Annotated in this window: 12 protein-coding genes; 9 read left to right on the forward strand and 3 right to left on the reverse strand. The window is 57.0% G+C overall.

Annotation, left to right across the window (positions count from 1 at the left end):
* The first annotated feature begins 234 nt into the window (after positions 1 to 234).
* The 6 genes from ACF0H7_RS00405 to ACF0H7_RS00430 all read left to right on the forward strand — a co-directional run bounded on the left by ACF0H7_RS00405 (position 235) and on the right by ACF0H7_RS00430 (position 7,445).
* On the forward strand, positions 235 to 939 hold the full coding sequence (locus ACF0H7_RS00405) for a FadR/GntR family transcriptional regulator (RefSeq protein WP_397450886.1): 705 nt from the start codon (positions 235 to 237) through the stop codon (positions 937 to 939).
* 124 nt (positions 940 to 1,063) lie between these two features.
* A complete protein-coding gene (trxA, locus tag ACF0H7_RS00410) occupies positions 1,064 to 1,393 on the forward strand; it encodes a thioredoxin TrxA (protein ID WP_397450887.1) in 330 nt (109 codons plus the stop codon).
* A gap of 228 nt (positions 1,394 to 1,621) precedes the next feature.
* Positions 1,622 to 2,881, forward strand: coding sequence for a transcription termination factor Rho (gene rho / locus ACF0H7_RS00415; RefSeq protein WP_397450888.1), 1,260 nt, complete (start codon positions 1,622 to 1,624; stop codon positions 2,879 to 2,881).
* 92 nt (positions 2,882 to 2,973) lie between these two features.
* A complete protein-coding gene (locus tag ACF0H7_RS00420; RefSeq protein ID WP_397450889.1) occupies positions 2,974 to 4,929 on the forward strand; it encodes an acyltransferase family protein in 1,956 nt (651 codons plus the stop codon).
* 81 nt (positions 4,930 to 5,010) lie between these two features.
* Positions 5,011 to 6,477: a 4-hydroxy-3-polyprenylbenzoate decarboxylase gene (gene ubiD / locus ACF0H7_RS00425; RefSeq protein WP_397450890.1), complete on the forward strand. Its 1,467-nt coding sequence runs from the start codon at positions 5,011 to 5,013 to the stop codon at positions 6,475 to 6,477.
* Positions 6,477 to 7,445 (forward strand): CDP-6-deoxy-delta-3,4-glucoseen reductase, encoded by a 969-nt coding sequence (locus ACF0H7_RS00430; RefSeq protein ID WP_397450891.1) that lies wholly within the window; start codon positions 6,477 to 6,479, stop codon positions 7,443 to 7,445. Before ubiD ends, ACF0H7_RS00430 begins: the two co-directional genes overlap by 1 nt.
* 8 nt (positions 7,446 to 7,453) lie before the next feature.
* On the opposite strand, the gene ACF0H7_RS00435 is transcribed toward ACF0H7_RS00430, so the two are convergent.
* A complete protein-coding gene (locus ACF0H7_RS00435) occupies positions 7,454 to 7,876 on the reverse strand; it encodes a sn-glycerol-3-phosphate transporter (RefSeq protein ID WP_397453779.1) in 423 nt (140 codons plus the stop codon).
* 409 nt (positions 7,877 to 8,285) lie between these two features.
* On the opposite strand from ACF0H7_RS00435, the gene ACF0H7_RS00440 reads away from it, so the two are divergent.
* Together ACF0H7_RS00440 and ACF0H7_RS00445 are read left to right on the forward strand one after the other, a co-directional pair.
* Positions 8,286 to 8,987 carry a gamma-glutamylcyclotransferase gene (locus ACF0H7_RS00440; protein ID WP_397450892.1) on the forward strand — a complete coding sequence of 234 codons (702 nt, stop codon included), beginning with the start codon at positions 8,286 to 8,288 and terminating at the stop codon, positions 8,985 to 8,987.
* Between the two features lie 739 nt (positions 8,988 to 9,726).
* The gene (locus tag ACF0H7_RS00445; RefSeq protein WP_397450893.1) at positions 9,727 to 10,206 is read left to right on the forward strand and encodes an energy transducer TonB; all 480 of its coding nucleotides are present in this window, start codon (positions 9,727 to 9,729) and stop codon (positions 10,204 to 10,206) included.
* A gap of 84 nt (positions 10,207 to 10,290) precedes the next feature.
* Here ACF0H7_RS00445 and ACF0H7_RS00450 read toward each other — a convergent pair whose 3' ends face one another.
* Positions 10,291 to 11,268 carry an NADPH:quinone oxidoreductase family protein gene (locus ACF0H7_RS00450; RefSeq protein WP_397450894.1) on the reverse strand — a complete coding sequence of 326 codons (978 nt, stop codon included), beginning with the start codon at positions 11,266 to 11,268 and terminating at the stop codon, positions 10,291 to 10,293.
* Between the two features lie 132 nt (positions 11,269 to 11,400).
* On the opposite strand from ACF0H7_RS00450, the gene ACF0H7_RS00455 reads away from it, so the two are divergent.
* Complete coding sequence (locus ACF0H7_RS00455; protein ID WP_397450895.1) at positions 11,401 to 11,808, forward strand: flagellar basal body-associated protein FliL; 408 nt, start codon at positions 11,401 to 11,403, stop codon at positions 11,806 to 11,808.
* Positions 11,809 to 11,820: 12 nt separating this feature from the next.
* On the opposite strand, the gene ACF0H7_RS00460 is transcribed toward ACF0H7_RS00455, so the two are convergent.
* Positions 11,821 to 12,270, reverse strand: coding sequence for an EVE domain-containing protein (locus ACF0H7_RS00460; RefSeq protein ID WP_397450896.1), 450 nt, complete (start codon positions 12,268 to 12,270; stop codon positions 11,821 to 11,823).
* Positions 12,271 to 12,276 lie beyond the last annotated feature (6 nt).

Consider the following 12,276-nt stretch of genomic DNA (forward strand, 5'->3'; position numbering starts at 1 on the left):
AAAAACACTCGGTATAGAAAAACACCAGTGCACAGCCCATGCCAGCCCACGCCAAGGCCCTGAAACGGCGGACTTCGCGTTGTTAGTGGTCTTACTGGTCTGAACAGTTGGGCGTTTATTTGCCCTGTTTTAGCGCGCAAAAAGACGCGGGCGGCCCGGGGCCGTGCATCGCTTGCCGGATCGGCGCGAGAGCGATACAAGGGAGTTTCACTGGACTGACCGGTCTTAACTGTTATGCATCCAAGCCCGCTCGCCGTACCTGAAGCCGCCTTACAGGCGATTCGGAAATTGATTGTTGAACAAGGCTACGAACCCGGCGACAGCCTGCCTTCGCAGCGAGATCTGGCCCTGCATCTGGGCGTCAGTCGGGCGTCTTTGCGCGAAGCATTGTCCTCGCTCAGCGCGCTGGGCGTGGTCAGCGTGCAGCCGGGAAAAGGGGTTTTCGTTCAGTCCATTTCTGAACCAAAACAGGGCGCGAAGGGATTTTCCTGGCCTTTCGCTGCGCAAGTTTCACCGGCGGATACTTTTCAGCTTCGCTATGCCCTGGAAGGTTTTGCAGCGAGTCTGGCGGCGATGACCCTCACCGCCGACGAGCTGGATGTGCTGGAAGATAATGTCGAATCAATGCGTGTCGAGCTGCGGGCGGGGGATTTCGACAAAGCCGCGCGTCTCGACTTCGAATTCCATAGGCATATTCTGGTGGCCAGCGGCAATCAGGCCATGGTCGGGATCGTCACGGCGAGCGCCGATATCTTTCTAGAGAGTCAGAAATTGCCGTTTATTCGGGCAGAAAGGGCGCTTGAGACCTGGCAAGAGCACCGGAAAATTCTCCGTGCGTTGGTTCGGCATGCGTCTGGCCCGGCGCAGAGGGCCATGCACGAACATATTCGGGGCGCAGCGCTGCGTACGGGTATCGCATTTGTCTCGCCGGGCAACTAGAGGTTAGGTTATAACCCTACTCATGGAGGGCTATAGCAAGACTCAATCACCAGCGGCTTCCTGAACGGAGTCAGTCCCGCTATGATGGGCCACGATTTTTAGCCTACGACCTCGGAGACATTCCATGAGTAGCGACCTTATTAAACACGTCAGCGACGCCAGCTTTGAAGCCGATGTCCTGAAGGCTGCCGGTCCTGTACTGGTTGATTACTGGGCTGAGTGGTGTGGCCCATGCAAGATGATTGCTCCGGTCCTGGACGAAGTTGCCGGCACCTACGCAGGCAAACTGACCATCGCCAAGCTGAACATCGACGAGAACCAGGAGACGCCAGCCAAGCACGGCGTTCGTGGTATTCCGACGCTGATGCTGTTCAAGAATGGCGAAGTCGCGGCTACCAAGGTAGGCGCACTGTCGAAGTCGCAGCTGCAAGCGTTCCTCGACGCAAACATCTGATACAACTAAAGCCCCGCGAAATGCGGGGTTTTTTATGGGTGAAGACTAGACGCCCTGAAACACCAGTGGTACATTCGGCCCCGCAGTGGTTTCTCCATTGCCCCCTGCTAGCCGTCGCCGACGCACTCCTTTCGAATAAGTACGCGATCCTGTCGCCTTCTCTGCGGCGCGGCCTCATTAAGCCAAAAGCTTAATTTCCCCCTCCATACATGATTACGTCATTCCTATATGAACCTGACTGAACTCAAGCAAAAGCCGATTACCGATCTGCTCGAAATGGCCGAACAGATGGGCATAGAAAATATGGCCCGTTCGCGCAAGCAGGATGTGATTTTCTCCCTGCTGAAAAAGCATGCCAAAAGTGGCGAGGAAATTTCCGGTGATGGCGTGCTGGAGATCCTCCAGGACGGCTTCGGCTTCCTCCGCTCCGCAGACGCCTCCTATCTCGCCGGCCCAGACGACATTTACGTCTCGCCGAGCCAGATTCGTCGCTTCAACCTGCGCACTGGCGACACTATCGTCGGCAAGATCCGTCCTCCTAAAGAAGGCGAGCGTTACTTCGCTCTGCTCAAGGTCGACACGATCAACTACGACCGTCCGGAAAACGCGAAGAACAAGATTCTTTTCGAAAACCTGACGCCGTTGTTCCCGACCATCCGGATGAAGATGGAAGTCGGCAACGGCTCCACCGAAGACCTGACTGGCCGTGTGATCGATCTGTGTGCTCCGATCGGCAAAGGCCAGCGCGGCTTGATCGTTGCTCCGCCGAAGGCGGGCAAGACCATCATGCTGCAGAACATCGCGTCGAACATCACGCGTAACAACCCGGAAGTGCACCTGATCGTTCTGCTGATCGATGAGCGTCCGGAAGAAGTGACCGAAATGCAGCGCACCGTGCGCGGCGAAGTGGTTGCCTCGACATTCGACGAGCCGCCAACCCGGCACGTACAGGTCGCTGAAATGGTGATCGAGAAGGCCAAGCGCCTGGTCGAGCACAAGAAGGATGTGGTTATCCTGCTTGACTCCATCACTCGTCTGGCTCGCGCCTACAACACCGTGATCCCGAGCTCCGGCAAGGTCCTCACCGGTGGTGTCGATGCTCACGCCCTGGAGAAACCGAAGCGTTTCTTCGGTGCTGCACGGAACATCGAAGAAGGCGGCTCGCTGACCATCATCGCTACCGCGCTGGTTGAAACCGGCTCGAAGATGGATGAAGTGATCTACGAAGAATTCAAAGGCACCGGCAACATGGAACTGCCTCTGGATCGCAAGATTGCTGAAAAGCGTGTGTTCCCGGCGATCAACATCAACCGTTCCGGTACTCGCCGCGAAGAGTTGCTGACCGCTGATGACGAGCTGCAACGGATGTGGATTCTGCGCAAACTGCTGCACCCTATGGACGAAGTCGCGGCTATCGAGTTCTTGATCGACAAGCTCAAGCAGACCAAGACCAACGACGAATTCTTCCTGTCGATGAAGCGCAAATAAGCGGCTGAATCAAACAGGCTGAACCGTGTGAAAAGAATGGTGTCGTTATGGACACCATTTTTTTTTGTTTTTTTTGAGGGGTAGGGAAAGCGATGCAAACACTGGTCAATCGACGTGATATCGACGGATTGAGGGCGTTGGCCGTTATCCCTGTCGTGTTGTTTCACTTTGGCTTCAGTGGGTTTGGCGGCGGCTTTGTCGGCGTCGATGTTTTTTTTGTCATTTCCGGCTTTCTGATTACCTCGATCATTTACCGTGAAATCGCGGCGGGGCGTTTCAGCTTTTACGATTTTTGGTCACGGCGGGCTCGACGCATCATTCCCGCGTTGAGCGTGGTGTTGGTCGCGGCCCTGCTGGTCGGTTGGTTCCTGCTGCCGGCCAGTGACTATTCGCAGCTGGGACGGGCGGTCCGCTATCAGGCCATGTTCCTCTCCAACCTTCTGTACATGCACCAGGATGGCTATTTCGACGCCGCGTCAGGACTCAAGCCGTTGTTGCACACCTGGTCGCTGGCCGTGGAGGAGCAGTACTACTTGTTTTTTCCGCTGCTGATGGTCCTTCTCATACGCTTTTTCAAAAACTGGCGCTGGATGTTGTTCGCGATGCTGCTGGTGTCATTCGCACTCAATATCTGGGCCGTGAGCCACCAGCCGGATGCAGCGTTTTTCTTGCTGCCCATGCGCGCCTGGGAATTGTTGTGCGGCGCGATGTTGGCGGTGTTGCCGGCGTCGTCACTGAATGTTCGGCCCTGGGTTTATCAGGGTGTCAGCCTGGCAGGGCTGCTGGCGGTGTTGCTGGCGGTTTTTGGTTTTGACAAAAATACGGTGTTCCCTGGCTGGGCGGCGTTGCTGCCGGTACTGGGTGTCACGGCGATGATTTGGGCTAACGGGCAATCGGCGACGCTTGTTTCCCGACTGTTGGGTACTCGCGTGCTGGTGGCTGTGGGATTGATTTCTTACTCCCTGTACCTGTGGCATTGGCCTGTTTATGTGTACGCCAATGCGGCGTCCATCGACGGTGTGCAGTCGTTCGAGGCTGTGGCCTGGATCGCGTTGAGTGTGGTGTTGGCCTACCTGAGCTGGCGCTTTATCGAGACACCCTTTAGAGAAAAACGCCTGCTGCCGGGTCGTAAATCGATGGTTGTTGCAGCGGTCGTCAGCATGTTGCTGCTCACCTTGATGGGGCAAACCCTGCGCTGGACGGACGGCTTGCCTGAGCGCTTATCCGCGCAAGCGATGCGCTATGCGCAAGCGCGGAATTGGCAACAGGGGCAGATGGATTGCTTGATCGGGTTTGAAAATCCGAGCCTGAACACGATTTGTCACTTTGGTCCGGCCACTGACGGTCCACCCGAACAGCTGGTGTGGGGCGACAGTCATGCGGCAGCACTGACGCCAGCATTGCGGGTTGACGCAGAGCAATATGGGATTCCGGTCTCGCTGGCGAGCCTGTCGGGTTGTCCGCCGTTGCCGGGTGCCGATGTTCGGGCGCAATGCCAGACGTTCAATCAGCAAACCCTGGCATTGCTGCACCACGAAAAAGTGCGGGATGTGGTGCTGGCGGCACGCTGGAGCCTCTATTTGTACGGCGAAGAAAATGGAGACCAAAAGTACGTCGCTTACCATGGCGACAGCCAAGCCAGCGCCGAGCAAAAGATGGCCGATGACGTGCGCAAGATGGTGGCGGGCGTTCGTGAAACCGGTGCGAACGTGTGGATATTCAAGGAAGTCCCGATGCAGAGGCTGGGCACTATTGGCCGACTCAGCAGCTTGACCATGATCGGTCGCTCGGCTTCGCTGGTTGGCCGCCCAATCGCCGAACACCGACAGCGTCAACAGTTTCTCGAGGCGCTCTTTGCCCAGTTGAGCGCTGCCGATCCTCAGGTGCATGTGCTCGATCCGGCGTCGTTGCTGTGCGCCGACGGGATATGTCGAGCCGAAATCAATGGTGCATCGTTGTACATGGACGAAAATCACCTCTCCGATCAGGGCGGACAACGAATGCAGCCATTGTTGGCGCCTGTTTTCTTGAGTGAAAATGCGCCATGAACACCGCTAATCAGTGTTCATAGCTGCCGCCAATCCTCAGAGCAGGTAGGATGTGCATCTATTTTACGAATGGCCTGGTTAATGAAATTCAACGATCTTCGGGATTTCGTGCAGCAGCTAGAGCAGCGCGGAGAGTTGAAACGCATTCAGGTGCCGGTTTCTCCGGTACTTGAGATGACTGAAATTTGCGATCGCACCTTGCGCAACAAGGGACCGGCGCTGCTCTTCGAAAACCCTGTCGGTTATGACATCCCGGTGCTGGGCAACCTGTTCGGCACGCCCGAGCGGGTGGCCATGGGCATGGGTGCCGAGGCGGTTAGCGAACTGCGGGAAATCGGCAAGCTGCTGGCGTTCCTCAAGGAACCGGAGCCGCCCAAGGGCCTGAAAGATGCCTGGTCGAAGTTGCCGATTTTCCGCAAGATCATTGCCATGGCACCCAAGGTAGTGAAGGACGCACCGTGTCAGGAAGTCGTGATCGAAGGCGATGACGTCGACCTCGGCATGCTCCCGGTACAGACCTGTTGGCCAGGCGACGTCGCGCCCCTGATCACCTGGGGACTGACGGTCACCAAAGGTCCGAACAAGGACCGGCAGAACCTTGGCATCTACCGTCAGCAAGTGATTGGCCGCAACAAAGTCATCATGCGCTGGCTCAGCCACCGTGGTGGCGCGCTCGATTTCAAGGAATGGTGCGAGAAGCATCCCGGTAAACCTTTCCCGGTTTCGGTGGCTCTCGGCGCCGATCCTGCGACCATCCTTGGTGCCGTAACGCCGGTGCCGGACAGCCTGTCCGAGTACGCCTTCGCCGGCTTGCTGCGTGGTAATCGCACCGAGCTGATCAAGTGCCGTGGCAACGACCTGCAAGTACCGGCCAGTGCCGAAATCGTCCTGGAAGGTGTGATCCATCCGGGCGAAATGGCGCCTGAAGGTCCGTACGGCGACCACACGGGTTACTACAATGAAGTCGACAGCTTCCCGGTGTTCACGGTCGAGCGGATGACCCATCGGATCAAGCCGATCTACCACAGCACCTACACCGGGCGACCGCCTGATGAGCCGGCGATTCTCGGACTGGCGCTGAACGAAGTGTTCGTGCCGATCCTGCAAAAGCAGTTTCCGGAGATCACCGACTTCTACCTGCCGCCCGAAGGCTGCTCGTACCGCATGGCCATCGTGACCATGAAGAAGCAATATCCGGGTCATGCCAAGCGCGTAATGCTCGGCGTGTGGTCGTTTCTGCGACAGTTCATGTACACCAAGTTCGTTATCGTCACCGACGACGACATCAATGCCCGGGACTGGAACGATGTGATCTGGGCGATTACCACGCGCATGGACCCCAAGCGCGACACGGTAATGATCGACAATACGCCAATCGACTATCTGGATTTCGCGTCGCCGGTCTCCGGGCTGGGGTCGAAGATGGGCCTGGACGCAACGCATAAATGGCCGGGCGAGACCACTCGCGAATGGGGCCGGGTGATCGTCAAAGATGAGGCGGTGACCCGCCGGATCGACGAAATCTGGAATCAGTTAGGAATAGATTGATGCGTGTAACGTTGCGGCCGTCTGGTGCGGTGCTGGAGGTTTTACCCGGCGAACGGATACTCGATGCTGCGCAACGCCTCGGTTATGAGTGCCCGCAGAGCTGTCGCAATGGTAATTGCCATATTTGCGCGGCGCTGTTGGTCGAAGGCCGGGTAACGCAGGCCGGTGAGTCGGTGGACAAGGGCGAGTTCTACACCTGCCTGGCCGAGCCACTGCAAGACTGCGTGGTGTTGTGGGATGGGGTGTTGGCGCTGGGTAACCTGCCGGTGCGAACCTTTGCCTGCCAGATTGTCGAATGTGCCGAAGTCGGTGGTGACGTGTGGCGAGTGCACCTGCGCGCACCTGCGGGCAAGCCGCCGCGTTATCACGCTGGGCAGTACATGCTGATCGAGCGCGAGAATGGCGAAAAATCGGCATTCTCCATGGCGTCTGCGCCGCATTACGGGCGCGACCTGGAGATTCACGTGCTGGCCCGTGAAGCCAGCGCGCTGAGCCTGATCGAGCAGTTGCAGCGTAATTCCATGGTGCGTGTCGAATTGCCTTACGGCGACTCTCACCTTGCCCACCTGCCAGATGCACCGCTGGTGCTGATCGCGGCAGGGACCGGCATGGGGCAGATGCACGGCCTGATCGAGCATTGTCGCGCCAAAGGCTTCAAGCACCCGGTGCATGTGTACTGGGGCGTGCGGCGTATGGATGAGTTCTACGAACTGGCTCATTGGAACGACTGGCAGAAAGTGCCGAACCTGCACCTGCACAAAGTCGTCAGCGACGAATGCGGTTGGCAAGGCCGGCGCGGCATGCTGCATGAAGCCGTGTGCGAAGACATCACCGATCTGGCGTCGGTGCAGGTGTACGCCAGCGGCTCGCCAGCCATGGTCTACGCCACACTCGACGCCTTGGTCAGCGCCGGCATGGACGCACATCAGATGCACGCCGACGTATTTGCCTACGCGCCTCGAGGCTGATCCCGACGCTAAAAGCGCACGCCCACGTTCAGCATGGTTGCCGACAGGCCCAACAACACCACCTCGGCCGTCACGGGCCCGAGGTGCATGCCCACGCCTGGAATGATCACCGGTGCGACACCAAGGTTATTCAGTGGAATCTTGTCACGGTGTTCACCACGATAGCCGTACAGCAGACCCCCAGACACCTTCAGATAGACCGGGTAATCCGCGTGCTCGAAGCGCTTGCCGATGTAGCCGTAAACCGATTGTTGATCATAGGAATTGCTGAACGTGGTCGCGCCGTAGAGCAGTCCGGACGCCTCGTTGTATTCGACACCGATCAGCTTCTGACGGTTGTTGTGCTCTGGTTTTGGTGAAAAGTGCCGGGTGTAGGCGCTGGTTTGCACCTGCCAGAACCCCTTCTTTTCCTCCGACGTCGCTTCCGCCATCTGCGGTGAACCTGCCAGCAGTGCAGCCAGCACCGTGGCTTTGCCTGACTTACTCATTACTCATGCCCTCTCAACCTTTTATTGGCAAGGGGCGGCTTTATACGCAGCTGAGCTGCGCCTTGATAGGTGTACAGGCCTACGCGACTTGTAGGATTTTTCTGAAAATATTTACCAGTGGTCCTGAGAAGACCTTCGTCTTTTAGCGGTCTCTATTCGATATCGGTATTTAAGACAGACGGTAAGGGCTTATAAGCTATAACCGTGACCACCAGAAACAGCTTGGCGTCTTTGTAGGATCAGCACCCGAAAGTGCGCGTCGGGTGGTGGAGTACAAATTGCATGACGTTGCATTAATTCAGCGCGTTAGCTCAGCGCGACAACTGGCGCCGTACTGCCAGGGGGGAATCAAATGGGGACTCAACTCAACAGCTTGATAACGGCTGCCCATACCGGTCTGGAACTCAATTACCCACCTGTAATTGACCTGGGGCCGCAACTGACGCGCGAACAACTGATGCAATCGATGCAGGACACCCTGAAGCTACATAAAGGTGGCCCAGTCTGGTTATTCGCTTACGGTTCCCTTATTTGGCGACCTGAATGCTCCGCCGTGGAGCGCCAACGCGGACGCGTGCACGGTTATCACCGTGGTTTGTACCTTTGGTCCCACGAACATCGCGGCACGCCGGAACTTCCCGGGCTGGTTTTCGGCCTGGATCGCGGCGGCTCCTGCAGCGGTTTCGCCTACCGTCTGCCCGACGACTGCCTGCAAGAGTCGCTGCTGGCCCTGTGGCAGCGCGAAATGCCCTATCCATCGTACAAGCCCCACTGGCTGAGCTGTCGCCTCGAAGACGATACTCGGGTGCAAGCACTGGGCTTCGTCCTCGAACGTCACCTGCCAAGCTACGCCGGCAACCTGCCCGACAGCGTGCTGAGCCAGGTCCTCGCCAGCGCCTGCGGCCGCTATGGCACCACCCGCGACTACGTCGAACAAACCGCCCATGCGTTGCGTAGCCATGCCATGCCGGACCTCAACCTGGAAGCACGGCTCAAGCGCTGCTGGGGCGAGCACAAGACTGCGTTGGCCGAGGCTGTTTCGCAGCTGGCCTGACAGGACGACTTCGCCGATTGCTTGCCCCATTCTATGTTCTCAAGCAACCATTTGACCCCTGTAGGAGCTGCCGAAGGCTGCGATAAGGCCGGAACGGCCTTCGCGATGTCGATAGATCGCAGCCTGCGGCAGCTCCTACAGTGGATTTGTGCCTGCCGCAGAACCACCGATTAAGCAGGCTTGCCTGCGAATGGCGTCACTCGGTTTATTCTGAATCAATTATTTAGGATTCATCCTACAGCCAAGTCGGAATGCTCCCCTTACCCTGAATTCCCGGCCTCAATACCATCCCGCCTTTCGACTGCCGCAAAAACCCCACAGCAAAATACGCCGACTACCTACCCAAGAAACTCCTGGATTTAATGTAACTCACGTCCTCGTAGCAGTCCGGCGAGAGCCATCGCCGGTAAGCCGGACTGCTACGGGGGGAGTTACATCAGATGTGTCTAAACTTTTCAAACCTAGGGCCAATCCCACAATCAAATAGGAATCATTCCACTTACCGCTTTTACTTCACCCCACTATCATCCCGCCCCACTGCGATAAACCGTGGACGGTAGGGGAAGGTAAACCGTCAGAGATTGAAGCAGTAGCGCCGGTCAAGTTCTATATGGATAAGTAAGTTGATAACAAACGCAGATAACCCTGTGGGCGTAGGCTTGCCTGCGATCAAGCGCGAAGCGTTTGGCATTCAGCGAAAAATCAATTGAACCTCGCGTTAAAGATACGGAAGTTTGAAATGAGATTTTTGGCATTCATCATAGGCTTGACCTGTTCATTGGCCGTGTATGCACAAGGAGTGTTATTAACTCAGATATTCACCCCTAAGCCTGAATACCCGCAGCAGCTTATCGACTCTCGATATACCGGGAAAGTGCGCGCGAGCCCCACTATTGGGCCCGATGGCTCCGTTCAGAATGTCAGAATTGTGGAAAGTCCTCATCCACAGCTCGCCGAAGCGGTACGGGATTCAATGATCCTATGGAGTTACAAACCGCGGATCGAAGCCGCCGATGCTCCTGCCAGCATCACCATTATGATGCCGGTGATTTTTGGTCCTGGTGGCGGTAGACCGTTTTCTAATGAGGTTAGCATTGGTTTAAGGAATATCCCCTGCGCCCATCTTAACGACGAAGTCGCAAACAGTACGCTTGAGTGTCTCTGCGCTATTGCTGCTTTCGATGTTCTTCGATACAGCGCAGGCATATTTCCAGCTTGAACTGGATTACATTCCTTGTGGCTTATTGCAGCGAACTGTCACAGTTCGAGCCGCCTAGTCGCGGCCCGAACTATTTAATTGAATTTATCTAACACTAACCACAACCTTCCCCACAGCCTTCCTTTGCCCCAACGCATTAATCGCATCCGCCGCCTTATCCAACGGATAAACCTGCGAAACCAACGGCTTCAACTTCCCTTCAGCAAACCACTTAAACAATTGCTGAAAGTTAGCCGCATTATCCTGAGGCTGCCTCTGAGCAAAAGACCCCCAAAACACCCCAACCACCGAAGCGCCTTTCAGCAACGCCAAATTAACCGGCAGTTCAGGAATCCGCCCACTCGCAAACCCAACCACCAGCAACCGGCCATTCCAGGCAATCGAGCGCACAGCTTGATCAAACAAATCCCCGCCAACCGGGTCGTAGATCACGTCCACGCCGTTCCCATTGGTGATGCGCTTAAGTTCGTCTTTAAGATTAGTTTCGCTGTAGTTGATCAGCTCATCCGCCCCGGCGGCTTTGGCCACGGCGAGTTTGTCGGCGCTGCTGGCGGCGGCGATGACTTTGGCGCCCATGGCTTTGCCGATTTCAACGGCGGCCAGGCCGACGCCGCCGGAGGCGCCTAGGACCAGCAGGGTTTCGCCGGGCTGGATGTTGGCGCGTTGTTTCAGCGCGTGCATCGAGGTCCCGTAGGTCATGCTGAAGGCGGCGGCGGTGGTGAAGTCCATCGCTTCGGGGATCGGCAGCACGTTGTAGCCGGCGACGGCGATTTGTTCGGCGAAGCTGCCCCAGCCGGTGAGGGCCATGACCCTGTCGCCGACTTTGAGGTGGCTGACTTTTTCGCCCACCGATGACACCACGCCCGACGCTTCGCCACCCGGGGAGAAGGGGAAGGGCGGCTTGAATTGGTATTTGCCCTCGATGATCAGCGTATCGGGGAAGTTGACCCCGGCGGCGTGTATGTCCACCACGACTTCGTTCTTCTTCGCTTCGGGACTGGCGACTTCTTCCAGCACCAGCGTTTCGGCTGGGCCGAAGGCTTTACACAGCACGGCTTTCATCGGGCTATTCCTTTTGGAGTGATGGCCGATAAGTGTAGGTGTGTGGGTTTGTGGGTCAATCAGCATGCCCGAGCGATATAGGCAGCCATAAGTTGCAGTAAGCTACGCAGCAAATCGGATAAGGAGTGAACTGTGAAAGCGTGGATCATGATGTTGTTGGCTTTGTCACTGCCACTGGCGGCGTCTGCCGAAGAGTCAAAAGAAAACGATGCGACCAAGGTGTCCTACGTCACTCTGAGCCCTGCATTTGTCGGCAATTACGCGCTGGATGGCGGGCCGAAGCTGCATGTGTACAAGGCTGATATTGCGCTGCGCGTCACCGGCGCCGAGTCCGAGAAGGCGGTAAAGCGCAATGAGCCGTTGATTCGCAATCAGCTGGTGGCGCTGTTCTCGCAGCAGACCGCTGACACCATGAACAACGTCGATGCCAAGGAAAAGCTGCGCCAGGAAGCCCTGAAGCAGACGCAGCAAGTCATGAGCGATGAAGAAGGCAAGCCAATCGTCGAGGACTTGCTCTTCAACAACCTGATCATTCAATAACGCGCTGGCGGCTTAGCGTAGTGCCAGAATCGCCTGCCATTGTTCGGCCGTCACCGGCATGACCGACAGTCGCGTGCCTTTTTGTACCAAGGGCATTTGCTCCAGTGCACTTTGCTGTTTGAGGTAGCCGATTTTCAGCACCTCGGGAAAGGCCTCGACGAAGCCGACGTTCACCGCGCTCCAGCGATTCTTGTCGGGGTGTGATTTGGCGTCGAAGTAGACGCCACCCGGATCCAGTGCCGTGGGGTCGGGGTATGCGGTACCGACAATGCGGCCGATGCCGACGATGCCCGGCTCGGCGCAACTGGAGTGATAGAAAAAGAACAGGTCACCGGGGGCCATCGCGCGCATGAAGTTGCGTGCCTGGTAGTTGCGCACGCCGTCCCAGCGGGTTTCACCCAAGTGTTGCAGGTCTTTGATCGAGAGTTCTTCGGGCTCGGATTTCATTAGCCAAAAGGCCATCGTTGG

Origin of the sequence: Pseudomonas sp. NA-150 (assembly GCF_044336365.1) — a bacterium.
Lineage (GTDB): Bacteria > Pseudomonadota > Gammaproteobacteria > Pseudomonadales > Pseudomonadaceae > Aquipseudomonas.